The organism is Bradyrhizobium sp. WSM1743 (genome assembly GCF_000473065.1).
Classification (GTDB): Bacteria; Pseudomonadota; Alphaproteobacteria; order Rhizobiales; family Xanthobacteraceae; genus Bradyrhizobium.
On the sequence record NZ_AXAZ01000035.1, the window covers coordinates 1 to 24,861 of the forward strand.

Sequence of the window (24,861 nt, forward strand, 5' to 3'; positions counted from 1 at the left end):
CCGGTGACGCTTGCAGCCGACGCGTCACGCTTCGCCACGAGGTCGCCCGCGCCCGACAACCATAACCGCCGCTGACGGCAAGTGCCAGCCAGGAATGCAGTCCCGTTCCACGCCAGCATGCCGCCGTGCTCGGGCCGGTCAAGGCCAAGCCGTGCGGTGGCCGCAAACGCGGCCAGCCTTGACCGACCCTGCGCGCGGCAGCTGCGAGATCGGTGGCCGGGACGGAAGAATGGCCCGCGGCGCGGCCGAACAAAAGAATGGACGCGATTCCGCAATCGTCATCGCGGCGCGGTCATTAAAAATCGCTTGTCCATCTCATCCGTCGAGTGCAGCTTGGCGCGGTGCGCGACCGGGAAGCTCATATAGGCGAGCACGTCGGTCTCGGCCTCATCGAGGAACGCCGCGAGCTTCGGCAGCTTGGGGCGGAGCTGGTCGGCGATGCGCCGCCACTGCGCTCGTGCGGCCTCGGCATCGTCTTGGGCAAACGCGGTGGCGATGAAGGCGGAGACGACGCGCCGGCCGCTCTTGCCGGCATGCGCCAGCGCGTTGCGCATGAAGTGGACGCGGCAGCGTTGCCAGGAGGCGTTGAGAACCTTTCCGACCGTAGCCTTGATCCCCTCATGGGCGTCGGAGACGACGAGCTTGACGCCGCGCAGGCCCCGCCGCGCCAGCTTGCGCAGGAACGCGGTCCAGAACGTCTCGGCCTCGGAGGGGCCGATGTCCATGCCAAGCACCTCGCGCCGGCCATCGCTGTTGACGCCGACCGCGATGATCACCGCGACCGAGACGATGCGCCCGTTCTGGCGCACCTTCACGTAGGTGGCGTCGATCCACAGATAGGGCCAGTCGCCCTCGATCGGGCGATTGAGGAAGGCCTTCACCTTGTCGATCTCGCCGCACAGCCGCGACACCTGGCTCTTGGATATCCCCGTCATGCCCATCGCCTGCACCAGATCGTCGACCGAGCGGGTGGAGACGCCCTGGACATAGGCTTCCTGCACCACGGCGGTGAGCGCCTTCTCGGCCATCCGCCGCGGCTCGAGGAAGCCCGGGAAGTAGGAGCCCTTGCGCAGCTTGGGGATGCGCAGCTCGACCGTGCCGGCGCGGGTCTCCCAGCTCCGATCGCGGTAGCCATTGCGCTGGGCCTGGCGCTCCTGGCTCTTCTCGCCGTACGCGGCCCCGGTCAGGCCCTCGACCTCCAGCTCCATCAGCCGTTGGGCGGCGAAGCCGATCATCTCGCGCAACAGATCGGCATCGGGGGTCTTCTCTACGAGCGCGCGCAGGTTCATCATGTCGTCGGTCATCGGTGGTTCCTCGAATCAGGTTGGTTGTCGCAATCCAAACCTTACCGACGAATCATCGGTGACCACCCGCAAAGCCGCTCGCTCGCTACGGCGCTATGTGGGGCGCGCGTCGCGAGCGGCTTCGCTACCAGCTACACCACTCCTTGGGACACGACCGGGTCCGCGTCATTCGCCTTATTCGAGGATGACCTGAGTTCTGCTGTTAAATATTGCCGAAACAACGCTATTGTCCGACGCGTCAAGTCCATTCAGCCATTTGAGCTCTGATCGCGCTTTGCAGCCGACAATGACAATATCACGTTGTCGATCAATCGTGTTGAGCCGACATAAGCCGCGGCACACAGCGCCGCTGGCCTCCGCAGAGGGCTTTCGGCACGCCTGAGCGTGTCACAATCGACGAGTTCAAGGTGTTGCAGGTGATCCACTATTGCCAAATTCGTCCTTGCGATCGCAAGGAGCTTCTCAACGCTGCGCTCGCCTGAGCAAAACTCATCCGCTGCCGCGAACAGAGCGCGGCTGATAGCAAGGGCTCGCGCGCGTTCCTCCGCAGAAAGATAACGGTTGCGGCTGCTCTTAGCGAGTCCGTCTGGCTCCCGAACCGTCGGCACTGTAACGATCTCGACCGGAAAGTTCAGTCAACAGCCATTTGCCGCAGGATCGCGCATTGCTGAAAATCCTTTTGCCCGAAGAAAACAACACCGGCTGCACAATATTGAACAGCTTGCAAACCACGGTCGCAACGCCCCGAAAATGTCCAGGCCTGAACGCCCCGCACAGTGGCTTGGCGAGCTCGCCGGGCTCGATGAAGGTGTCGAAACGATTCGGATAGATCTCTCGCGAATCCGGCGCAAACAGGATCGCAACGCCGGCGTTACGGCACAACTTTTCATCGCCCGGGAAATCTCGCGGATAGGTGTTGAGGTCCTCCTTCGGTCCAAACTGCGTGGGGTTGACGTAGATACTGACGACAGTGATGTCGTTTCGCTGCTGGCTCGCCTCGACCAGCGCCAGGTGCCCATCATAGAGATAACCCATGGCAGGCACGAAGCCGACACGTTTTTCCGTTTCACGAGCCTTTCCGAGGGCGAGACGCAACTCGGCGATCGTTGTAACTGTTTGCATGTTGAGCTTGACCTCAGATTGATCTGGAAGGCAGCCAGTTTGCGACCGCGTCTCTCAGTTCTTCGGGAAGCCGATATGAATCCTGTGACGCCGGGAATGCTCCGCTACGAACATCGACTGCCCAGCGTTCTAGCGCCTCCTGCAACAGCTGGAACCCATCAGTATAGGTGCGGACAAATTTCGCGCGATGACCTTCTGTCAGGCCGAGGACATCATGGAAAACGAGCACCTGACCAGAGCATTTGGGCCCGGCCCCAATCCCGATAGTCGGTATCGTCAACGTTTCGGTCGCACGTGCAGCGAGCTCGGCCGGAATGCCTTCAAGAACCACGGCGAGGCAGCCGGTATCCTGTAGGTGGTGTGCGTCGTCAAGCAGACGCAACGCATCATCGGCATTCCGGCCCTGCACCTTGAATCCTCCCATGAGGCTGACGCTTTGCGGCGTGAGGCCAAGATGGCCCATCACGGGTATCTCGCAGCCTACCAAGGCACGGACCATTTCGACACGTTTGGCGCCGCCCTCCAGTTTAACGGCGTCAGCGCCGCGTTGCAAAAACCCTCCGGCGTTGCGTATCGTATCCTCGGGACTAAGATGAAAAGTCAGAAAGGGCATATCAGCGACAAGCAACGCTTGTGGCCTCGTGCGCGCAACCGCTTCCAGGTGGTGATTCATCATGGCCAGGCTGACGGGCGGTGTATTATCGAATCCGAGGCAGACGTTGCCGACGCTGTCGCCAACAAGGATGACGTCAACAATGGGGTCGGCAATGCGCGCTGAGACCGCGTCGTAAGCCGTCGTCATCGTAATCAGGCGCCCCTCCCTCTTCCATCGCTGCAGGACTGAAGTTGTGACTTCTTCGCGCAGTTGGTCCACACTGTGGTTCAGTTGGCACTCGCTCATGCGCTTGGTGGACTGATAAAAAGCCTTCAACGGTAGCCGAGAGGAAGGCTCCTGCCCTCCAAGCGGGACAGACCAAAACCATGCGGTATGCGGTGGCCCAGTCAGGTAGCACGTCCGCTCGCACTATGACGTCAGCGGATTCGCTTTTGTCCTGTGTTGGCGTGCCTCAAAAGAGGGAGGCGAGCAATATGGCGTACCAAGCAGCAACATAAGAAGCGCTTTGTTAGCTTCATAGTTCGCCGCGGGTCTGCTCCTCGCACCTGTCATGACCAACCAACCCTCAACTATGTAGATCGAGCATGACCACTTCATATTTTTGTAGACCGGACGTGCTCAGACATGCTCAGCCTCACCTTCTGCACAGCACGTCCTCACGTCAGTGCATCGGCAGCACTCCGGATCGCTCCATAGATCTCGTCGATATCCGCGGCCGTGATGCAAAATGGTGGCATGACATAAATTGTATTGCCGAGCGGTCGCACAGAAGATTCCTATTGCTGAAGAACGCCTGAAGTTTCGGGCCGATATCGGCAAGCTAACCAGCGTCGCTCGTTTTCAGCTCAAGCGCCGTGATGGTGCCGGTCCGGCGGACATTTGCAAAGCGCTTGTCCTCGAGAAATGGCATGATTGCCTGTTCCTGCATCGCCGCGATTGACGCCAGGCGCCTGTGAGACTGCTGATTCAGCCAAAGATCCAAATTGGCCTTTGCGGGGCGTGACATCGGCCTGCTCGCAGGCGAACAGTGTTCCGGTGCGACCCCAACCAGTCATGACCTCGTCTGCAATGAACAGGACATCAAAGGCTTCGCAGTAGGCTTCATTTCCCTGAGTACCCAGGCCGGGTACATCAGCATACCGCCTGCTCCCAGAATGAGAGGCTCCACAAGGAAGGCCGCTGGACTCTCATTCTGACATACGGAGTAGAGGACATTCAGCGTCTCCCACTCGCGACCTTCTGACGGGAACGGGATTGAGACCACGTCAAATAACAAAGGGCGATAGGGTGCGTTGAATATGCCTCGAGCTCCCACTGACATCGCGCCAATCGTATCCCCGTGGTAGGAATACTGCATCACGACAATACTTCTTCTTTGCTTGCCGATGTTGTGTCAGTACCCCAGCGCCATCTTTAGAGCCACCTCAACGCTTGTTGAGCCATTATCAGAGAAGAAGACGTGATCCAGGCCGCGAGGTGCGACCTTCAAGAGCAGCGCCGCAACTTCCTCGGCAGGATCGTGAGTGTAGCCGGCGAAGATGATCTGGTTCAGCTTTCCCGCCTGCTCCCTGATCGCGCTCACAATTGCGGGGTGGCAGTGGCCGTGGGTGGCCACCCACCAGGATGAAATCGCATCAATGATTCTGCGATCGTCGCTCGTGTAGAGATAGGCACCGTCAGCACGAAGCACCCTTGTCATTTTGCCTTGAAGTGCGTGCTGCGTGAATGGATGCCAAATCGGCGATCGCTTGTACAGCATCACGGGCTCAGGAAGTCATCGCGGACGAACGATTGCCGGAACGCGGCCTGAAGTGTCTCAGCGGTCGGCGGACCGATCCAGGGCAGCCGGCCGAGCCAACGCACTCGTCCGATCTCGCAGATCGCACTCTCCCCATCGATTTCCGCAGAATGATGTGGCGAGGCTGGTGTTCGAAGACGATAGAGCTCTGGAACGATCCGGTCCGGCGAAAGTCTGCCCAACCGTCCTACGGCCTCCGCGTCGGTCTCTCCTTCGAAGCCAGCCTGAATCGGCTTCCAGTAACTCGCGCCGAGGAGTTCAGCGAGACCTGCTGAAAATACCTTCTTTCCTACCCTGGTATCTGTGCCTGTTATCACGATCCGCGGAGTCATCGAGACCACCCCCTCGCTTGTTCATTTAGCGCGTCGAGCATTGCGCGTACGTGTGCCTCCCCCACGTTGAGCGTCAGAGAGATTCGTAAGCGGGCCGTGCCCGCCGGCACGGTTGGCGGCCGGATCCCGCGAATATCGAAGCCACGAGCTTGCAACGCCGAGGCGAGCCGCATCGCACGAATGTTGTCGCCGATGATATAGGGGATGATCTGCGAACACGAAGTATTTCTCTCACCGCGAAGCCGCATCTGCTGGTGCGTGAACGCAACGAGCTTGGAAAGGCGCTCCTGACGCTCTGGTTCGTCCTGCAAAATCATGAGCGCTTCCCGCACAGCAACAGCCATCAAAGGTGAGGGCGCAGTGGCGAAAATGAAGGGTCGACACCGGTTGACCATGAAATCAGCCAGCACACCGGAGGCAGTGACAAGCGCACCAACGGCGCCTAAGGCTTTCCCACAGGTATGCACCACTACGAGGTTTTCTCGCCCTTCATACGGCGCAGTGAGCCCACGCCCTAGCTGACCGTAGACGCCGGTCGCGTGTGCTTCGTCCACCATCACGAAGGCATCATGCCGGTCCGCAATTTCGACGAGATCTTCAAGCGGCCCGAAATCTCCGTCCATGCTGTAGAGGCTCTCGGCCACGATCCAGACCCGGCCCCTTCCGCCTTTCGCTCGCCAGTCTCGAATCCTGCTTTCTACGGACAGAGGATCGTTATGCCTGCTTATCCGAAAGTCAGCTCTGCCAGCGCGCGCACCCTCGTGAATGCTGGCGTGCACGAGAGAATCCAGCACGAGCAGATCGCCTCGCTGCGGTAGAGTTGTGAGGACAGAGAAATTTGCGACATACCCGCTACCGAAGAAGAGCGCCGCATCGGCTCCGAAGAATCGAGCCGCTTCCGTTTCGAGCTTTTCGTGCTCCTCACAATTGCCGCGCAGCAGCCGCGATCCGCCAGCTCCGATCGGCGTGCCAGCGTCAAGTGCAGTCCAAATGGCCTTCTTCATGCGAGGCGCGTTAGCGAGCGCCAGATAGTCATTCGATACGAAATCTATGCCCGCACGCGGCCTCATGCGGCGCAGTCGACCATCTTCGTTCAAGGCTTGCAAGGCCGAGGCATAACTGGCAAGCTTGGACGTATGGATTAGCTTCATTCTTTACCCGTACTGCAGCGGCCATATTTCGCAAGAGTTCTGGCGGTCAGCAGGAATAAAAAGCTACCGCATCTCCTAGTATTCTAACCTCGCAAGATGCGATTTTCTCGCCCGACCACAACAACGCGCGGCGCAAAGACTTAGCCTCGGCCTCATCAAGTAAGGCATATGCAACTATAGTTATTTGGTCTCCGGGTAGCGCGAGCCGTGCAGCCGCGCCATTCACGTCAATGGTACCAGACCCTCGAGGCGCTTCTACTACGTGGGTGGAAAAGTGCGCTCCGGTTTACATGTTGCAGATTTCGACCCGGTCATTGATCAGAAATGCGGCAGCGTCCAACAGCTCACCGTCAATGGACACCGATCCTCAGAGTGGAAATCGACTTCGGTCACCGTTGCGCGATGGATTTTGCCCTTCATCAGCGTAATCTGCATCTCTCATTCAGGCCGGAATAGGGAGCAGCGCGCAGGCTGCTTCAGCTTAACTTAAGCAACGCCTGACGCGATGCCGAGTCGGTGCAGCAGACTCGCATCGCGATCTCGCTGCGGGTTCTTGGTCGTCAACAGCACATCACCAATGAAGATGGAATTCGCGCCGGCCAAAAAGCACAGCGCCTGCAGTTCGTCCGTCATATACTGTCGCCCCGCCGACAACCTCACCACGCTCTTCGGCATCATAATCCGCGCCGTCGCGATCAGGCGCGCCATTGCGATCGGATCTGGACGGTTAGCGGTATCGTCGACTGGAACACCTTTGACTTCATTACACAGATTGAACGGTACGCTTTCTGGGTGACTCGGAAGATTCGCAAGCAGCAGGAGCATTCCGAGGCGGTCTTCGACGTGCTCGCCCATGCCGATAATGCCGCCGCAGCAGTCTTTGATGCCGGCCTCGCGCACATGTGCAAGCGTGTCAATGCGATTCTGCAAGGTTCGAGTGGTAATGATCTTGCCGTAGAATTCTGGCGAGGTGTCCACGTTGTGATTGTAGAAGTCCAGGCCGGCGCCGGAGAGCCGGTTGGCCTGCTCCGCCGTCAGCATGCCAAGCGTGACGCAGGTTTCCATGCCGAGACCTTTAACCGCGCTCAGCATCTCGCAGATCTGATCGAGGTCGCGATCCTTTGGATTGCGCCAAGCCGCGGCCATGCAGAATCGTGTCGCACCAGCCTCCTTGGCGCGCTGCGCGCCGGCAATAACATCAGCCCGATCCATCAACCGAGTGGCCTTCATACCGGTCTCGTAATGGGCGCTCTGCGAGCAGTAGCCGCAGTCTTCAGGGCAGCCGCCGGTCTTGATGCTGAGCAGGCTTGCGGTTTCGATGCGGTTCGGATCAAAGTTGACGCGGTGAACGATCTGCGCCTGAAACATCAGGTCAGGAAACGGCAAGTCATAAAGCCCTTCGGCCTCGGCGCGCTTCCAGTCAGTCCGGACCGGCGCACTGATGCCGTCGTGGCGCTCCACCCCCATACCGGCCATCATCAGATTTGCTTCGACAGCCACGAGCCGATCCTAGGGACCATCTGCAGTCCTCGAGATAGCTGTTCACGCGTTGGCCCCAGCCAAACGTTCGGGGGCTGCGATGTTGGTCGTGCAGCTTTCGCAACCCAGCTGATGCTCTCGATTAGCGGCTAGCAGCGCGTAAAGAGAGCTAAAATCCACGCAACAACGCAGAAATCCTGCACCAATCGCAAATTGTTGCCATTTCGACGCCACTTGGCTGGGTTGCCTGCTGCTTCATCTGAATACCCGGCTCGCAAAGTGCTTGTTTTGTTTACGATCTCAGGCGAGACAAAGAACAATCGAATGACACGGCTGGCGCGCTCGCGATGGCGCGCCTGCTCGCCAGCTAGGACCGACGAACCTCGCGAAATCACCATTGGCCGCGAACACAGGTGCGAGCTGGCCACCGTGCTCAAATCAGGATCATCAATTTGAAACATCTGGGGAGTTCAATCCAGCAAAGTGCTGCAGAGAAATTGGACACTGACCTGTCTTGCGGAATGACGAACATGCGGCGATAACGTTGCCAACGACACGAACTCCACATAAAACTGCCCCAGCTCACTCCTACGGTAATCCATGATCCGCCATATCGTCTTGTTCACGGCCAAGGACGAAGCTTATATCAGCCGAATGGTCGAGGGTTTGTCCGTACTCACCACAATCCCTCATGCACGCCGGCTCGAGGTACGCTCGCAATCGCAAGACTGACCAGCTCGCCAACGAGATTGATGTCGTGGTCTACGGTGAGTTCGACAACGAGGCTGAACTCGTGGCATATAAGGCGCACGATCTATACCAGGAGTCGATCAAGCGGGTCCGGCCACTCCGGGAACTCCGGTTCGCGGCTGACTACGATGTGCCCTCCAGCTCTGGTTCTTCAGGAAGCGGCCCCAAATAGGCAAGTTACTTGTCTCTTGGTGGGCTTGGCGCGAATAACCTGAGACTCTAGAGATCGACGGGGCGATGGTGATCACAATCGAAGTGGATCTCGCAGGGAGTCCTACCGGTGATTAACGGATAGCCAGATGCATGTTCGCGAACTGCAGTGGATCGATCCTACCACTGCCCTGCGAGGTCTGGCGCACCGGCCGCACCTTACGTTTCTGGATAGCGCGGCAGGACACGAGTTGCTCGGCCGCTACTCTTATCTGACGTGTGACCCGTTCGGCACTTGCATCATTCGGGAGGGGCAGCTGAGTTGCAATGGTGCGGCCCTGGAGGAGGAGCCATGGGAAGGGCTTCGCGCACTTCTCGCCAGATATCCGCAGGAGCTTCGTCCCGATCTTCCTCCATTTCAGGGGGGCGCGGCCGGATTCCTGGGGTACGATCTGAACAGGACATTGGAGCGATTGCCGGTGCCCGCAATTCCGGGGTTAAGATTGCCTCAATCCGTTATGCATCTGTATGATGTAGTCATCAGCTTCGACCATCGTCACGCCCGATGCTGGATCGTCTCGACCGGATGGCCCGAGCAGGATCCGCTGCGCCGCAGAGAGCGCGCGCGCCGTCGGGCCGATGAGTTCGAAGCTCTTCTTGCCAGGCCAAAGGCGGAGCCGGGCGAATTTCTTGGCACGGCAGGTCCTTGGCTTTCCAATTTCAGCCGTGACAGCTACGTTGCGGCGGTACAGCGTGTCATCGGCTTGATTCTGGCTGGAGACATCTTTCAAGCTAACGTTGCGCAGCGCTTCAGCGCCCGGCTATCTGCCTCATTTGATCCGGTTGCCTTCTACTGCCGGCTGAGATTATTGAATCCGGCGCCCTTTGCGGCACTGCTGCGCTATGGCAAGCTGACCATTGCTTCGAGCTCACCAGAGCGATTTTTAAAGCTCGACGGACGACGGGTCGAAACCCGACCCATCAAGGGCACTATCGCCCGTTCCGCTGATTCGAAAGAAGACGAGCGCCGCGCTGAACTGCTAGCTGCATCCGAAAAGGACTGGGCCGAAAACACGATGATCGTGGACCTCCTGCGTAACGATCTATCGCGAGTTTGCACTCCGCAGTCCGTCGATGTCCCCATGTTGTGCGGCATGGAATCGTACGCCTCGGTGCACCACCTTGTATCTGTAGTTACGGGCGAATTGGCAGGAGACCAGGATGCTATTGCGTTGCTTCGCGCCTGCTTCCCTGGCGGCTCAATTACCGGTGCCCCAAAGGTGAGGTCGATGGAGATCATCGCGGAAATCGAACGTTTCGCGCGAGAGGTTTATTGTGGATCGATAGGCTTCATTGGCTTCAACGGATACGAATGTTGCAATACGAACTGTGACGATTGACCGCGATCTGGCTGTGTTACATGCAGGTGGCGGAATAACGGCGATGTCAGACCCTGCGGCCGAGCACGAGGAAACGCTCGTCAAGGCGCAGCGAATCTTCGATGCTTTTGCCCCCGCCCTCTCCGGTGCATCTTGATTGTGATCATCGACAACTACGACTCATTCGTCTTCAACATTGCCCGGTATTTCCATAACCTTGGTGAAAAGACCGAGGTCGTCCGGAACGACGCTGTCACAGTTTGCGATCTGGTCGGATTCAAGCCTCGCGCCTTGGTCATCTCACCGGGCCCCTGTACCCCATTTGAGGCCGGAATATCTATTCCCCTGGTGCGCGAGCTTTCGGGTCGCGTTCCAATTCTCGGCATCTGCCTCGGGCACCAGTGTATTGGGACCGTATTTGGCGGACGTGTGGCGCGGGCACGCCGGCCTATGCACGGCCGGCCCTCGTACGTGGTGCATAGGGGCCATGGGCTGTTCGACGAGCTCCCCTCCCCGCTTCGCGTGGGACGCTACCACTCTCTTGTTGAGCTTGATGAGACATGCGCGCCGCAACTCACGGTCATAGCCACGTCGGAGGAGGCGAGATTATGGCACTCGCACATCGGTACCACCGACCTATGGCATGCAATTCCATCCGGAATCGATACTTACCGAACAAGGGCACACGCTCCTTGTCAACTTCTTGCGGTTAGCAGAGACCTCCCGACCGGAGATCGGAGAGTACTGACGCGAGAACTCTGGATATCTCTCGTCGATTTGGGCTGATCAACCATGTCGAGAACCAAGTAACTCCAATAGCTGCAGTCATGCCATGCACACAGCGGCCCGTAGGCGGAGTGTCGCTTGTGTCAGTATCAATTCCTCAAATCACCTGAGAATGTCGCTACGACGCGATCCAATTGGCGCGACGTCGTCGGCGGCGCAGACGAAGGGAATGCGCACAACGGCGACCTGAGACAAAGCTGCGCAAGTTGATGCCCGCATGCCATGCAACAGCCCAGTCCTTCACGCACAGCTCAGCTATAGCGACAACAGATGAACCGGCGAGACCAAGAAACTGGCTAGGTGATTAGAAATGCGCTGAAGGTGTGCGAACCGCGTATTCGTGGCGCGGCGATCGGGGCGGTCGCGGGATCGCGGCGCATTCCCATGTCACTGTTCACGGTTCCTGTGGGTGGGACGAGAACGAGTTCGAGCTGTGATGACAAGGCGGAGGATCGCGGATTGCGGCAACTGTGACGCCCAAAGACAACCCACCCAGCCAAGTCAGGCTCGCATCCTGCTGGCTAGAGATGCCGGGCAATGTCTATGAACTTGCCATGGGGCAGCGCCTTTCTCAGCTAATCATTAGGGTCGGCGCGCAGGTGTTGCCTGAAGGCGCGGTCGGCATGATAGCGGCGTCTATGATGCGCAGTCCGGCAAGACCATGCACACGCAAGCGGTGATCAACGACCGCCATAGGATCTCTGCCCATCTTGGAATGCCAACGAAACGGTGGTGCCCCCGTCCCTCATGTCGAGCATCCTCAAGCCATTGTTCGTAGTCTGCACTTTGTCGCCGGGATCGATCTCGAACGCGATGTATTTGGCGGTGGCAGGGTTTTGCACGAGCTTGCGCTCTGTTTGCGCACCCGCCACCACTGTGTGACGCGCGGCGCTCAAAAACCGATCTGACTGGAGAAGGGCCCCCGGTGGGGCATACCGGGGGCCCTCTTGGAGGTTAAACTTTAGGTCGTAAGAGCCGTTCAGTTATCTCCTTCCGTTTAATTACAGAGGACTTAGAAGTTGCGCTGAGCACGGAGGAGCAGCACGAGGCTGTTCTGGTCCTTCAGCTCATAAGTCGCGGCTGGCTTTGCGATGCTCGATTGCAACGGAAGGGTCACAGTGCTTCCGCTTGCGTATTTCTGGTCGAGCATCATGTAAGCGAGCTCGGCCGAGAAGGTCAGGTTCTTGACAGGAGTCCAGCCTGTCCTCGTGCCGACAACTGCGTAGTTGAAGTCGGGGTTGCAGCCCGCAAGACCGCTCGACAGCGCGAGGTTTGCCACGAAAGCTCCGCAGATATATCCCTTGGCCGTGTTGTTGTACCGCACAGCCGCCCACGCACCAAAAATAGACGTATTCCAATATGGATCCCAGTTGTGGGTGTAGCCACCATTGAAGCCATATGTCGTTGTCAGCTCCTGACCGGCACCGGTGACGAACACGGAGTCAGATACACCGGCGAGCCCGAGACTTTGATAAGCACCGGGCACGCTTGTACCACCGTACATCGCGAACGTGGACCCTAAATAGTCGTGGAAGTTGTAGCGGCTCGCCCCGTTCGTATACACGGCGGTCAAATTGATCGAGTCACCCGCGCCCGTCGGGAGGTTCTTGATCGACAATGCCAGCTGTCCAGCCCAGCCCCACTTGTCGCCCGGATAGCCAGTCACCTCGGAGGCACCATAATAGGCGGCATGATTGTCATGCGCCGCGAACGAGGCCTGGAATAGTCCCCAAGCTTGGTCAACGCGAACTCGCGCGATGAGGTCCGGAGCGCGCGAGCCGCCGATGTCGTTAGCACCGTAGCTACCGGTCGCATTACTTGCGACGGTTGCGCCACTTACGTTCCAGATGGCAACTTGATCATGAGGCACTTGATCCTGGGCCGAGACAGTAGCCGTGATACCCTGACCGAAATCGGCTGTATACGAGATCTGGTTCACGGGGTCCCAGCCGCCGCTACCCGGAAGCTCCATAGAGTTCGCCGGATACTCGGCCCAAGGCGTTCTGAACTGCGACTCCGCCTTACCGAAGGTGAACCCAGCGAATTGGATGAAGGCGTAGAAAATATTGAGACCGCCACCAGCGACTTGGGAGGTGGCCGATGAGGTATAGGCGGTCGAGCCATTCACGGCAGTCGTGCCAGCGCCGCTATAGGTACCGCTTCTCCATGTGAAGGCCAACTCGGCGAAGGTCCGAACAACCCCGTACTCGGTCGCGGTGCGCGTGTCGATTTGCAGGTCCTGACGGGACTGTGTCGTGTAGTAATTACTGAGCCGATTCCGCGCGCCAGCCACACCGGCGTTAGCGGCATCAAAGTCAGTGCTCGTAGCCGCCAAGGCATCGGCGCGCAGATAACCACCCAGCTTGATGCACGTGTCAGTGCCGGGGATGTAATAAAATCCTGCTCCGTAGAGCGAGCAGATCTTCACATACTCGATCGCCTTGGCCTTCACGGGAAGGTCGGCGGCCTGCGCTCCCGCGCCTGCGAACATTGCCGCAGACCCAAGAATAAAACTCTTCATCACTTTCATCGATGAACCTCCAAGTTGGTAACGTCGTTTCCGTCCTTCAAACATCCGCCGCTGCTAGCCCCATCTCTTGAGCGGGCTCTTGGCGAAACGACTTCGAGGACCCCCTCGCTGTCGAGCAAGGATTAGTTACATATATCAATTGCTGCAATTAATTAATTTGAGGCGACGGCGTTTGCCCCGCGAGTGTCGCAATTGAGCAACAGGGGAGCCGTTTGAGCTTTTAGAATACAGAAATCGCCCAATTTGCGCAAAAACGAACCTCCGGGGGGCATCCCGGAGGTTCACTTGGAGGTTTTTAAATGCTGACCGCCGGATCAAGAGCCTAAACGATCGTCACAATGGTCGCCTAAATAATTGCGTTAGTCAATTGATTTATAGCATGGTGCCCATGTTCTGGTCAGTCTTTTTCGGCTCATCCATGATGGATAGGATAGTCATGGCCTATAAACGAATCGCTTCCTCGGCCCGCGAGCGAACAATGAACTTTGGCAAAAAGACCAACATGGCTGACCAAGAGCAGTTCGATCGAGCCGTTGCCGACTTCCTCTGGAACATCGTGGAAATCCGTTCCCAGCTCGAAGAAATACATAAAAGTTGGGCTGACATGCTGGGTGTATCGGAGCCGCAATGGTTGATCCTGATGGCGATTGATGAATTGGACGAGGGGCGTGGTGTCTCGGGTACAGCCGTTGCCAACAAACTGAGAATCCATCCGGCCTTCGTGACGAACCAGACGAAAAAACTCGAGCAGATGGATTTCCTCGCACGCACCACGTCGCCTGATGATGCGAGATTTCTGCAGATCTCGCTCACTCAGAAAGCACAAACGGAAATCGCGAAGCTGTCTCTGAAGAGACGAGCCGTCAATTCGACGATGTTTGGCGGCCTGGATGAACAGTCACTGGACTACCTCAACAAACGGCTTAGCTCGATTGCGAAGAATAGCCGGCTGGCATCACAAAAACTGAGCATCGGGTTGTTGTAGGGGGGCGATCTTGTCGCCCTGAATGGGTCCCGTTCGCGGCACGGCTTTTTTGAGAGAACATTTTGCCTAGGTTGGGACGTTCTTTTTTCGGACACATCAAGGTTGCTTCAGTCAGCCATTCCGATGGCCCAGGGCCTCTTCCGCACGAATCGTTTTTGAAGTTCCAGCAGCGTCGACGAACAGACGAACAGGTCTTCAGGAGTGTTGATCACGTTACGGAGCAGAACTGCAGGCGAGCTTACGATGTAGCCATCCAAAGATGCACTCGTCGGCCGCAATGAAATTTTCGAACTCCCCCATTGAAGTCTGCGTCGTACGCGCCATTGCCAGCTCGACATCGATGCGAGCGGCCGTGCAATCAGTTTCGAGTTTGATCGCCTCAGGCACGCTGACGATGCCACGCCCCCCAGCCACGACGAGAACCGGACACTTCAGCTGTCGCGCTACTCGCGAGCGACGCATCGAAACCAGTTCTTCGTCCAGTACATCGGTTGTCCCAGTCATCCACCCGATGGAGGCCCGAGTACGGGCCCAATTCCAAAGACCGCCATCGCAAACGGCAGCAGCAATACGGCCGTCAAAAACCGCGAGATCAGTAGCTAGAGCCGCGGACAATCCTTCCCCATAGACGCCTATTCGAGCAGCATCAACCCCGGGCCTGGCTGACAGGTAATCCAGACAGGAGGACAGAATCGCTTGCGCTTGGCCCCGCCACTCTGAAACAGCGTAATGAGAAACCACAAGAAGCGACGTGCCGCGGCCCAGGACTACAGGCAAAAGTCTTGCAAGCAATGTCGCTTCTGTTTCTTCTTCCCTGCTGATGCAGATGACGGCTGAGGCGCATGAAGCCGGACAACCAGCGGGTAAGTAGAAGGCCTCAAATCGGACTTGATCACAGCACGACAATTGTATCCGGTGGAGCCTCTGCTCGAGTCTTCCGAACCTTTGAATGCCTGCGTTTATCCTTGCCGAAACGTCCGCGCTTTGTGAATCGTCTTCATCGATCAGCCTCCTGGCAACCTCAAAGGCAGTTAGCGCGCAAAGCCAGGATTCTGTCGCCTTGTAGACTGGCCCGCTTTCGACATGCAAGTCAGCGGCAAGGCGGTGAGCGTCTCCGATACTTATCCATCTTATGGCCCAATTCTGCCGACTCAAGCCTCCGTAGGCGCCATGGAGGCCATCTAAAAACAGCTCGGCGCTGCGCCGCGTTGACGCAAGATCGCCACCTGCTTGAGGCCAAAGAGCCCCCAACATCCGAATCGCCCCTCGGCTTGTCACCAACCTTTTGAAATTCCCCAGACACCCGCGCTTTGTCTGAAGACCTTTCGAGGAGCCGCTCAAGTCTACGGTGACTGGCGGCACGCCCCGCATTTCCAGCCCTTTGCGCAATAGTAGCCGGCACAAAAGCAAAAGCCCGCTAACGTGTGGTCGTGTGTCGCAGAAATTCTGCTACTTTTGCTCAAAAATGCAGTTATTTGATTTATGGAGACCTGGATTTCGTCGACGGTCTCTTCGGTTAATCGGATAGCTGAGCGACACCTGCGAACGTCTCGGTGTGTTCTCCTGGTCCTAGGGCGTCCGCGCTTTCCGGCCGCGCAGTTCGTGCTGCAGACCTGGACTTTAGGCAGCTTGCCCCTTGCTCCCCACTGCTCTATCGGCCCCTGAGGCAGGTGGTCAGTGCAGTCGTAGAGATGCACTCATCTCGTCCCATTGTCCGTCAAGAAATCGAAATCGCAGCCATCTGGGGCCTGAAGCACAGTGCGGCGAAAGAGCGACTTGTAGCCGCGAGCGGGCACCGGAGGCGGCCTGTGGCCCGCCAGACGCCGCTTGATCTCGGCCTCCTCGACGAGAAGGTCGATACTCTTGTTTGCGATTGAGAGGCGGATGCGGTCGCCGTTGCGAACGGCCGCAAGAGGTCCTCCCGCCGCTGCCTCGGGAGCGATGTGCAGAACAATAGATCCAAAGGCAGTACCAGACATGCGCGCATCCGAAATTCGCACCATATCCCTGACGCCTGCCTGAGCTAGCTTCTTCGGGATTGGCAAATAACCAGCTTCCGGCATACCGGCACCTTGAGGGCCTGCGTTCTGCAGAACGAGAATATCATCCGGCCTGACATCCAGCTCAGGATCATCAATTCGCCTCGTCAAGTCCTCAAGCCCGGAGAACACCACCGCCCGTCCTTCAGACTCGAATAATGCAGCCGTGGCCGCGGCTCGCTTGAAGATCGCGCCTTCGGGCGCCAGGTTGCCGGTTAGCGCGACCAGTCCTCCGACCTTTGAGATTGGATCAGCAAACGGACGAATAACCGCTCGATCAACCCAGTGGATAGGCTCGGCCAGACGATCGCCCAGACGCCGCCCCTCCACATCGACAGTGTCCAGATGAAGCAGCGGACGCAATTCACGCAACAGCGCTCCCATGCCCCCGGCCGCATGGAAGTCCTCCATGTAGCCTTCGCCAACCGGCTTCAGATCGACGAGGACAGGCGTCTCGTCAGAAAGTTCGTTGAATCGTGAGAAGGGGATTTTAATTCCCAAACGGCCGGCGATGGCGGCCAGATGCACCACAGCGTTGGTAGAGCCTCCCAGCGCCAGCAGAACGCGCTGTGCGTTCTCGACAGACTTGCGCGTGATGACGTCACGCGGAGTGAGCTTGCTGGCGATCAGCCTTACCGCAGCTTTACCGCTTTCCTCTGCCGCAACAAGACGGTCAGCGTAAACGGCAGGAATGGTTGCCGTTCCTGGCAGGGACATGCCGAGCGCTTCCGCGATGCAGGCCAATGTTGACGCGGTTCCCATCACGGCGCAGGTACCAGCCGTCACCGAGAGTCGCCCCTCTACTGCCTCAATCTCCTTAGAATCGATATCGCCGGCCCGATATTTGCCCCAGTAACTACGGCAGTCGGTGCAGGCGCCAAGTCTCTGGCCCCTGTGCCGCCCTGTTGACATAGGTCCCGTGACGAGTTGGATAGCGGGCAGATTGGCTGAGGCTGCTCCCATCAGCTGCGCGGGCACAGTCTTGTCGCAACCGCCGATGAGCACGACTGAGTCCATCGGCTGAGCACCGATCATCTCTTCTGTGTCCATCGCCATGAGGTTTCGATACATCATGCTCGTGGGATTGAGAAACACTTCGCCGAGCGAGATGGTCGGAAATGCCCGGGGCAATGCACCCGCAGCAAGGACGCCGCGTGAAACCGCCTCGACCAGGTCGGGCATGTAGCGGTGACAGTTATTGAAGCCGGACGGGGTCATCGCAATGCCGACGACCGGCTTGTCGAGCATCTCGCGAGAGATGCCCATTGATCGGCCGAATGAACGGCGCAGAAATCGGGCGAAGTCGAAGTCGCCGTAATTCGTCAAGCCGTTGTCCAGGCCGAGAGGCTTGTCAGACATCTTATCGCTCACCGCGTTTCATGGATGCCCCCACGCAGAAGGACTGCATCTCTCATGCGTGCCGGAAGCGCTTTCACGCTCCCGGCCTGCTCAATGCGAAAGGATCAACGCGACGAACCGCTCCGACCGGTTCACGCTGAGCCAAGACATCAGTTCGAAGTTGGCGCAGACGAACGCGCCGCATCAATACCCGCGTTGCAGGTTCACCACGTTCTTCAGAGCCTGGCCTTTCAGGAAACGTTCGATGTTCTCCGCCAGGATGGAGGAGAATACCCGCTCTGTATAGTTTGCCGGGCTTCCTGCCACATGCGGAGTTGCGATTACGTTCGGCATATCCCACAGCGGGCTGTCTTGCGGGAGCGGCTCTCGCTCGAAGACGTCCAGCATTGCTCCGGCGATCGTACCCGTCTTCAGAGCCTTGATCAGCTCTGCTTCGGCAATAACGTTGCCCCGCGCGATGTTGATCAGAAAGGCATCGCGCCGCATGCATCCGATCTCGGCTGCACCGATCAGCCTCACTGTCTCCCCCGTTCCCGGCACGGCCAGAACTACGAAATCGCAAAGCGGGAGCAGATCCTGAAGTGCGTTGGAGGCAAACAGCTTGTCAACGCCTTCGACTGGAGCAGATATGTCGCGCTTTGAGCCAACCACAGTCATACCAGCACTCTTGGCGCGCCGGGCGATGGTCGCACCAATCGAGCCGAGCCCGACGACGCCGAGCGTCTTGTCGGCCAATGGAGACACGTAGCGAGGATTCCACTTCCGCTCCGCCTGCTCGCGCAGAAGCCTGCGGAAATCCCAGTGCAGCATCGTGACGCCGGCCATCACGTAGTCCGCAATGACGTCCCCGTGGATGCCGCGTGCATTGGTCACCGTGATGTGGCTCGCCTTGTCACGGACGGGAAGTATGGAATCGACACCGGCTCCAGTGCACTGGAACCAGCGCAGTTTCTTCGCTTGGTCAAATAGCTCAACGGGAAAGCGAAATGCGAGCAGCGCGTCTGCCTCCCCTATGTGCTGCTCGAGCCGGCCAGGGTCCGGCGCCACGATCGCGCGCACCTGCGGGAAGCGCTCTGTGATAAGCCGCGCATAGCTTTCGGCGGCAGCATGGTTGAGTACGATGGTAAGCGCTGGGCTTTCACAAGTCATGTTTACCTCTATGGCTGTGGGTGGGATGGCCAGGCACTAACGGCCTAGCGCGCTCAAAGGCGCGCCAAGCCTCGAGCGGATGCACTCAATGCGGATCAGCTATTCTGTGCCAGCAAGCTACTCTGTCAGAATGGTTGCGTCAGTCGCAGCCCATGAGGCGACACAGGCCGCTCCAATCTGGGGCGTCGTTTCAACCGAGATGTTCAGCACCTTCGACGTCAGCTGCAGTCCGGAATCGGCGCGGAATTCGAGAATGGTCGCGTCTCCAATGAATGTTCGGCCAACGATGTGCCCCTGAACCCCCTCTGCCGCGGAAGCCTTGGCGTGGAGACGCAAATGTTCAGGGCGCACGCAAACCGTTGCATCTCTGTCCGCGTCGGGCCACGGCGCTGCAGGCAGCTTCTCGCCTGCAGGACCGTAAGCAATGCCAGAGAGGAGCTTGGCAGGTATGAAATTCACCTCGCCGACAAAGCCCGCCACGAACAGGTCGGCCGGCCTGCGATAGATGTCCTCGGGTGCCGAGACCTGCCGGATCCGCCCCTCGTGCATCACCGCGACTCGATCAGACATCGCAAGCGCCTCATCCTGATCGTGCGTGACGTAGATCATCGTTTTGCCGACCTCCTTGTGGAGGGTCTTGATCTCGCCCCTGAGATGCTCGCGCAACTTCTTGTCGAGTGCACCCAACGGTTCGTCAAGAAGGAGGACGGGGGGATCGAAAACAAGTGCCCTTGCAATTGCTACTCTCTGCTGCTGACCACCGGACATCTGGTGGGGGCGGCGTGAGGCCAGAGCTCCAAGGTGCACCTGATCGAGAACACGACGTACCCGAGTCTCGACTTCTGGTTTGGCCATACGTCGCATGCGAAGAGGATAAGCGACGTTTTCGGCTACGGTCATGTGGGGAAACAGAGCATAGTTCTGAAAAATCACGCCGAGTTCGCGGCGGTGCGGCGGCAGGTGCGTGATGTCGTTACCGTCCAGCAGCACCTGACCGCTGTCAGGCAGCTCGAATCCGGCGATCATCATCAGAGTTGTTGTCTTCCCTGATCCGCTGGGGCCCAGCAAAGAAATGAACTCTCCCGGCGATATGGAAAGACTGACATCATCCACGGCCATTGCGCTGCCATAACGCTTTTGCAGCTTGTGCAGCGCAATGCCTCCGGTTCTGACATCCGTGCCGCTCAACTTGGCTCTCATCAACATTTCAGCTCCTAGAGCAATCCAGTGATGTTCTCGTTCGACCTGCGTGCTGACTTCAAGTCGCTAGGTATTCTCTTTCCGCTGGCCCAGCATCGCGCCGATCATGATGACAATGCCGGCGAACAACATTTGCAATGTGGCTACGGCTGCAATCGTCGGGTTGATGTCCTGCCGGATTCCTTCCCACATTCGCATTGGCAGGGTCGTTATCTTTCCGATGCCAAGAAACAGCACGTAAACCACGTCGTCGAAAGAGGCCAGGAACGCAAAAAAGCCCGCAACGACAAGCGCCGGCATGACGAGCGGCGCGATAATTGTACGAAAGGTGGCCACAGGCCCGGCACCAAGGCTGCGGGCTGCGCGCTCGTAGGTCGGGTTGAGGTCGCGCAGATTGGCGACGACGATCACGACCACGTAGGGGATGGCGTGCACCGCATGACCAAGTGCCAAGCCAAATTCGGTGCCCTGGAGCCCGACCCGCACAAGCAGGAAATATGTTGCAACCGCCACCACAACGGTCGGCATGATAATCGGCGAGAGCACGAGAGCGACAATCGCGCCCCGACCTGGGATTCGGCCGCGGGATAGGCCGAATGCGAGCATGCTGCCAAGGACGGTAGCCATGCCGGCCGCCATGAGAGCAACCCGGATGCTGGTGAACGTTGCACGCAACCAAAGAGTATCGGAGAGATAGGCTTGGTAGTTGCGCAGCGAATAGCCTGGCAAGGGAAACACGAAGTAGGAAGAAGCGCTCAGGGACAGGTATGCGACGATCAGAACCGGCAGCAGGAGCAGCACTGCCAAGATGCTTGCCAAGGCCGGCACCCCCTGGCCTCCCATGGAAGGAAGCCAACGGTCGAGTACGTTCGCCGCAGCGCCGACGCGCATCAGCCACTGCGTTCCCACCTGCCGCCGTGTGATAGTGTCTGAACCGCTCTTGGCATCGGAGAATCCCAGGAGCTGTTCAACAGGAAAGAAACGCGAGCCGATCCATAAGACCGTCAGGACAGCTACCAGGAGGACCATCGAGAGAGCAGAGCCGAAGCTCCAGTTAAGCTGATCCACAACCTGGGAACTGATCTCCATCGTGATCGTGAGATCCGAAAGTCCGCCCATCAAGGCAGGTGTGATATAAAAGCCGAGACAGTAGATGAAGACGAGCAGAACTCCCGCAATCAGACCGGGCAGGCTGAGCGGCAGGAATACCGTCAGGAAGGCGGCGAGCGGGCTCGCACCGTTTGCTCTTGCCGCACGGAGCAGCCTCTGGTCGATGCTGGACATGACCGTATACATGGGCAGGATCATGAGCGGCATTACGATGTGGGTCATGCCGAGGATGACGCCGAACCTGTTGTACAGCATTGTGATTGGCTGAGATGTCCAGCCGAGTTCGAGCAGAATCGAGTTAATGACACCGTTGCGGCCGAGGAGGACAACCCAGGCGAACGTGCGCGCCAAAACGCTGGTGAAATACGGTAGCACGACCGCAATGAGGAGGAATGTGCGCAGGGCCGACCCACCTGTCGTAAGGGCGTAAGCGATGGGATAACCAAGGACGAAGGCGAGCGCAGTCACCGAAACGCTGATCTCCAGAGTCGTACGCAAGACGGCGAGATAGGCGGGGTTGTTGCCGATGCGTATGAAGTTCGCCAGCGTCCAGTCTGGCATCCCAAGTGATAGCAGGAGAAGCCCCACGAGCGGCACGATAAAGAGCACTACGAGGAAGATGCTTCCAGGCAACAGCAGCCAAGCCCATCGGGTAGGCCCTAATGCAGAGGCCTGCAAGGGCTCCGACCGGCCATTGATTGCCATGGAGCTCATTGCGTCCGCCATGCCAGCCACCGTTCCTGCATGTGGTCGACATTGGTCTTGCCGTCCGGGCGTTTCGCTGCGAGCCAGGCACCATCCTCGAGGACGGCCCTTGAAGCGTACTCGGGATTTATGTTGAGCAGCGGGATCAAGTCGGCCGGCAGGTGGTCGAGCTGATTTGTATTTGGCCCGGGATAGCCAGTTCCCTGCGTCCACCCGGCCGCAATCTTCGCGCGATTCAGAAAGGCGATCAACTTTTGCGCGTTGGCCGTGTTGGGGCCTCCCTTCAGAATAGTCGCGTAATTAGGTCTCAGATAGACTCCGTCCCATACGATCCTGAGCGGCACGCCCTGACGGATAGCGGCCAGCAAACGACCGTCGTAAGCGTTGGTCATCGCGTATTCCCGATTCGTCAGGAGTTGTACGGGTTCTCCACCGGCCGTCCACCACTTCGTAATGTGCGGCTTGATCTCTCCAAGTTTCTTCAATGCGCGGTCGATCTTGTCATCGGTAAGCGGCCAAATATCCTTGGGGGAGACACCATCGGCGAGGAGCGCAGAGACTATGTTACGCGTAGCCTCCGAACCAAAGAGCCCACGCGGTCCGGGAAACTTTTTGACGTTCCAGAAATCCGCCCAGTTTTGCGGCCCGCCCTGCGGAAAGGCCCGTTGGTCGTAAGCCAGCACCATTCCCACCGCGAATATCGCGACCGCGTCTTTGAGACGGCTGCGCGGCGGGGTACCCGCGAGCGACTCTTCATCCCAGAGGCTGTAGTCGATCGGCACGAACATCCCACCTTCGTGCATTGCTGGATAGTTCTCTGGCCTCACATAGGCGACGTCCCAGTCGATGCGCCCAGCCTGGTGCATCGCCTTGACCTGCGGCTCGGAGAGATCAGCCACCACATCCACGACCTTGATTCCAGTCGCTTTCGTGAAAGGCTCATAGACATGCTTCCGAACACCTTCGGTGAAAGAGCCGCCGTAGCTGTAAACTACGACCTCGCCGCTGCCCGCGAGCTTTTCCTGCGCAGAGGCGGTGGTTGTTCGTCCAATCGCAGGAATCGTCATTGCCGCAGCGGCACCCCGCAGGAGGGTTCTGCGGCTCCAGCCGAACTGTTGACCAGGTTTCATCAAATCACTCATGGCAAGAAGACCTTTCCTGTATTTCTTCGTACTCGATCTAGCGAGAGAGTGGCTGCGACCGTGAACGCGAGAAGCAGCGCCATCCATTGATTGAAGCGCAGCCGACGCAACGCGAGACAAGACCAGCTCTCCCTCGGGGCACGCCGCGCCAGAAAAGTGCAGACATCGGATCGCACAGCTCTGGGCCCATGGCTGGGCCACGCGGACGCAAAGACATAATCTTAGCTCACGCTCTCATCGCGGCTCCGCTCCCGGACCTCCGGATCGTCATTTTTCCGCTCGATCGCACTCATATCCCCTCCGCTGAGCCGCTCCTGGCGAAACTATAGAGCCATTGAGCACTTGGAGTGCAAGATGGAGCTCTCGCGGCCCGGTTCACAGCGCCGCCAGTGGACGCTCGCCCTCGACGGTTGTGCGATGCATCAGGCGAATAGAGCCCCGATCGAACGCATCGCGGCGGTGCATCAGGCACCGGTTATCCCACAAGAGCATATCACCCGGCTTCCACTCCTGGTACCAGACGTCCGCACGATCGGTGGCGCGTTGCCACAGCTCATCGAGCAACTCTTTGGCCTCCTGCTGCTTCATGCCAGGAATGGACTGATATGCACGGACGCTGCCGAGATACAGACACGGCTTTCCCGAATCCGCATGCCGTCGAACGATCGGGTGATCAACGCCTGGCCAAGACGCAAAGTCTGACGAGGACGGTGACTCTTTGCCAAGACGGACGGTGTCGTAGGTGTCGAGCACAGACTGATGATGGATGCTCAATCCCCGCAATCGCTTCTTCAGCGCATCGGGCAGGCTAGTGAACGCTGCATACATGTTGGAGAAATAAGTATTCCCTCCCGCCGCAGGCAATTCGACTGCACGCAGGATCGCCGCCGATGGCGGCCGCTCTATGTACCACATGTCGGTGTGCCAAGTTACCTCGCCATCACCAAGGTCGCCGCTGCCCTTGTTGCTGATGACAAGGATCTCTGGAAATTTCTCGTGCTTACCCCTGCTTTGCTTAACCGGATAAGATACCGGGCCGAGCGCTCTGGTGAACGCGACCTGCTCAGCATCACCAATCGGGACATTGCGAAACCGAAGCACCGGGTACTGCGTCCATGCTGCGCGCAGCTCCTTGACCACGCGGTCGTCGATCGCATGGAACGGGAAATCGCTAAGTTCTCCGACGAACTCCGGAATTACCTCCTTCACTACAAGATGTGTCATCCCTGGATCTCCTCGTCTTTGCGCTCCAGAACCCGTTGGTTTTCCGGAGCGCTTGTTTTCCTAACCCTAGTCCTGCTAGAGATCGATTTAATGCAATATCCGCGGGAAACCGCTGAAATCCAGCGTTTAAGAGCTTTTCTTGGTCGGTTTTCAATGCCCTTCTGCTCAGTCGAAGAGCAGGCAGGGATCTATCACGCAGCTGGCCCAGGCCAGAACCAGCAAAGCACCTCGAGCGAGTTCGTTCGCTACGTTTTTCGTGGGCTCGCCGGTGGTAGAATGCTGCAAGACGAGCAGCTTTCCAGATGCGAGCGCCGATCCTGAGGTGCAGATCAAATCTACCGGTCCGCCGGACGAACCGAACCCGCCCTTGCTTACGCGGTCTCATGCTGTGCAGAACGCTTTTGGGGCGTCCGAGAATCGTCATGCGGTTGAATGGCCGCGCTGAACTCGTTCAATCAAACTCCGCGAGCCTCCCCCACCCAAGCTGGGCCGCAACCGCTGAGAGGCCAGTACTGCCAGCCATCGTGCAGATCAAATCTGCGGGCGGATCC

General features: G+C 58.4%; 16 protein-coding genes and 6 pseudogenes. 4 read left to right on the forward strand and 18 right to left on the reverse strand.

The features are described from left to right. Positions 1-305: 305 nt before the first annotated feature. The 10 genes and pseudogenes from YU9_RS42045 to YU9_RS47960 all read right to left on the reverse strand — a co-directional run. A pseudogene (locus YU9_RS42045) lies at positions 306-1,304 on the reverse strand (IS256 family transposase); the annotation flags it as partial. A gap of 248 nt (positions 1,305-1,552) precedes the next feature. Continuing rightward, positions 1,553-1,912: a pantoate--beta-alanine ligase gene (locus tag YU9_RS51105; protein ID WP_371259175.1), complete on the reverse strand. Its 360-nt coding sequence runs from the start codon at positions 1,910-1,912 to the stop codon at positions 1,553-1,555. Further along, a complete protein-coding gene (locus tag YU9_RS51110) occupies positions 1,878-2,426 on the reverse strand; it encodes a pantoate--beta-alanine ligase (RefSeq protein WP_371259176.1) in 549 nt (182 codons plus the stop codon). Before YU9_RS51110 ends, YU9_RS51105 begins: the two co-directional genes overlap by 35 nt. A gap of 13 nt (positions 2,427-2,439) precedes the next feature. Next, entirely contained in the window at positions 2,440-3,327 is an 888-nt protein-coding gene (gene panB / locus YU9_RS0120745) for a 3-methyl-2-oxobutanoate hydroxymethyltransferase (RefSeq protein WP_051380457.1), read from the reverse strand. Between the two features lie 371 nt (positions 3,328-3,698). Next, a pseudogene (locus YU9_RS42055) lies at positions 3,699-4,801 on the reverse strand (aminotransferase class III-fold pyridoxal phosphate-dependent enzyme). Further along, positions 4,801-5,172: an ATP-dependent dethiobiotin synthetase BioD gene (gene bioD, locus YU9_RS45100; protein ID WP_036017687.1), complete on the reverse strand. Its 372-nt coding sequence runs from the start codon at positions 5,170-5,172 to the stop codon at positions 4,801-4,803. Before bioD ends, YU9_RS42055 begins: the two are co-directional and overlap by 1 nt. Further along, positions 5,169-6,323: an 8-amino-7-oxononanoate synthase gene (locus YU9_RS0120770; RefSeq protein ID WP_027574533.1), complete on the reverse strand. Its 1,155-nt coding sequence runs from the start codon at positions 6,321-6,323 to the stop codon at positions 5,169-5,171. The genes bioD and YU9_RS0120770 overlap by 4 nt, the downstream gene beginning before the upstream one ends. Positions 6,324-6,406: 83 nt before the next feature. Then, a pseudogene (panD, locus tag YU9_RS45970) lies at positions 6,407-6,758 on the reverse strand (aspartate 1-decarboxylase). A gap of 51 nt (positions 6,759-6,809) precedes the next feature. Further along, a complete protein-coding gene (gene bioB, locus YU9_RS0120775; RefSeq protein ID WP_027574534.1) occupies positions 6,810-7,802 on the reverse strand; it encodes a biotin synthase BioB in 993 nt (330 codons plus the stop codon). A 149-nt stretch (positions 7,803-7,951) separates the two neighbouring features. Further along, a complete protein-coding gene (locus tag YU9_RS47960; RefSeq protein WP_156952018.1) occupies positions 7,952-8,263 on the reverse strand; it encodes a hypothetical protein in 312 nt (103 codons plus the stop codon). Positions 8,264-8,402: 139 nt separating this feature from the next. Here YU9_RS47960 and YU9_RS42065 point away from each other — a divergent pair. From YU9_RS42065 to YU9_RS45975, 3 pseudogenes are all read left to right on the forward strand, one after another. Next, positions 8,403-8,724: pseudogene (locus YU9_RS42065) on the forward strand (Dabb family protein). Between the two features lie 127 nt (positions 8,725-8,851). Further along, positions 8,852-10,238: pseudogene (gene pabB, locus YU9_RS42070) on the forward strand (aminodeoxychorismate synthase component I). Then, positions 10,235-10,829, forward strand: a pseudogene (locus YU9_RS45975) (aminodeoxychorismate/anthranilate synthase component II). Before pabB ends, YU9_RS45975 begins: the two co-directional pseudogenes overlap by 4 nt. A 609-nt stretch (positions 10,830-11,438) precedes the next feature. Here YU9_RS45975 and YU9_RS45980 read toward each other — a convergent pair. Together YU9_RS45980 and YU9_RS0120795 are read right to left on the reverse strand one after the other, a co-directional pair. Continuing rightward, positions 11,439-11,576 carry a GMC oxidoreductase gene (locus tag YU9_RS45980; RefSeq protein WP_084299022.1) on the reverse strand — a complete coding sequence of 46 codons (138 nt, stop codon included), beginning with the start codon at positions 11,574-11,576 and terminating at the stop codon, positions 11,439-11,441. Positions 11,577-11,879: 303 nt separating this feature from the next. Continuing rightward, positions 11,880-13,397 (reverse strand): porin, encoded by a 1,518-nt coding sequence (locus YU9_RS0120795; RefSeq protein WP_027574536.1) that lies wholly within the window; start codon positions 13,395-13,397, stop codon positions 11,880-11,882. A 436-nt stretch (positions 13,398-13,833) separates the two neighbouring features. Here YU9_RS0120795 and YU9_RS0120800 point away from each other — a divergent pair, with 436 nt between their 5' ends. Further along, entirely contained in the window at positions 13,834-14,382 is a 549-nt protein-coding gene (locus YU9_RS0120800) for a MarR family winged helix-turn-helix transcriptional regulator (protein WP_245266457.1), read from the forward strand. Between the two features lie 1,697 nt (positions 14,383-16,079). Here YU9_RS0120800 and YU9_RS0120810 read toward each other — a convergent pair. The 6 genes from YU9_RS0120810 to YU9_RS0120835 form a co-directional block, all read right to left on the reverse strand. After that, on the reverse strand, positions 16,080-17,780 hold the full coding sequence (locus YU9_RS0120810) for a dihydroxy-acid dehydratase (RefSeq protein ID WP_027574539.1): 1,701 nt from the start codon (positions 17,778-17,780) through the stop codon (positions 16,080-16,082). A 183-nt stretch (positions 17,781-17,963) separates the two neighbouring features. Next, positions 17,964-18,929 carry a D-2-hydroxyacid dehydrogenase gene (locus tag YU9_RS0120815; protein ID WP_027574540.1) on the reverse strand — a complete coding sequence of 322 codons (966 nt, stop codon included), beginning with the start codon at positions 18,927-18,929 and terminating at the stop codon, positions 17,964-17,966. A 117-nt stretch (positions 18,930-19,046) separates the two neighbouring features. After that, a complete protein-coding gene (locus tag YU9_RS0120820; protein ID WP_245266459.1) occupies positions 19,047-20,135 on the reverse strand; it encodes an ABC transporter ATP-binding protein in 1,089 nt (362 codons plus the stop codon). 60 nt (positions 20,136-20,195) lie between these two features. Continuing rightward, a complete protein-coding gene (locus YU9_RS42075) occupies positions 20,196-21,965 on the reverse strand; it encodes an ABC transporter permease subunit (protein ID WP_051380451.1) in 1,770 nt (589 codons plus the stop codon). Further along, positions 21,950-23,086, reverse strand: coding sequence for an ABC transporter substrate-binding protein (locus tag YU9_RS0120830; protein ID WP_027574542.1), 1,137 nt, complete (start codon positions 23,084-23,086; stop codon positions 21,950-21,952). Before YU9_RS0120830 ends, YU9_RS42075 begins: the two co-directional genes overlap by 16 nt. A 375-nt stretch (positions 23,087-23,461) precedes the next feature. Next, a complete protein-coding gene (locus YU9_RS0120835; RefSeq protein WP_051380452.1) occupies positions 23,462-24,310 on the reverse strand; it encodes a TauD/TfdA family dioxygenase in 849 nt (282 codons plus the stop codon). Positions 24,311-24,861: the final 551 nt, after the last annotated feature.

Coding starts and splice junctions, on each gene's coding strand:
- YU9_RS51110 (WP_371259176.1), bottom strand. CDS start 2,426: ATGCAAACAGTTACAACGATCGCCGAGTTGCGTCTCGCCCTCGGAAAG.
- bioB (WP_027574534.1), bottom strand. CDS start 7,802: ATGATGGCCGGTATGGGGGTGGAGCGCCACGACGGCATCAGTGCGCCG.
- YU9_RS0120770 (WP_027574533.1), bottom strand. CDS start 6,323: ATGAAGCTAATCCATACGTCCAAGCTTGCCAGTTATGCCTCGGCCTTG.
- YU9_RS42075 (WP_051380451.1), bottom strand. CDS start 21,965: ATGGCGGACGCAATGAGCTCCATGGCAATCAATGGCCGGTCGGAGCCC.
- YU9_RS45980 (WP_084299022.1), bottom strand. CDS start 11,576: ATGGGCAGAGATCCTATGGCGGTCGTTGATCACCGCTTGCGTGTGCAT.
- YU9_RS0120800 (WP_245266457.1), top strand. CDS start 13,834: ATGGCCTATAAACGAATCGCTTCCTCGGCCCGCGAGCGAACAATGAAC.
- YU9_RS47960 (WP_156952018.1), bottom strand. CDS start 8,263: ATGTTTCAAATTGATGATCCTGATTTGAGCACGGTGGCCAGCTCGCAC.
- YU9_RS0120820 (WP_245266459.1), bottom strand. CDS start 20,135: ATGTTGATGAGAGCCAAGTTGAGCGGCACGGATGTCAGAACCGGAGGC.
- YU9_RS0120810 (WP_027574539.1), bottom strand. CDS start 17,780: ATGTCTGACAAGCCTCTCGGCCTGGACAACGGCTTGACGAATTACGGC.
- YU9_RS0120815 (WP_027574540.1), bottom strand. CDS start 18,929: ATGACTTGTGAAAGCCCAGCGCTTACCATCGTACTCAACCATGCTGCC.
- panB (WP_051380457.1), bottom strand. CDS start 3,327: ATGAGCGAGTGCCAACTGAACCACAGTGTGGACCAACTGCGCGAAGAA.
- bioD (WP_036017687.1), bottom strand. CDS start 5,172: ATGACTCCGCGGATCGTGATAACAGGCACAGATACCAGGGTAGGAAAG.
- YU9_RS0120835 (WP_051380452.1), bottom strand. CDS start 24,310: ATGACACATCTTGTAGTGAAGGAGGTAATTCCGGAGTTCGTCGGAGAA.
- YU9_RS0120795 (WP_027574536.1), bottom strand. CDS start 13,397: ATGAAAGTGATGAAGAGTTTTATTCTTGGGTCTGCGGCAATGTTCGCA.
- YU9_RS0120830 (WP_027574542.1), bottom strand. CDS start 23,086: ATGAGTGATTTGATGAAACCTGGTCAACAGTTCGGCTGGAGCCGCAGA.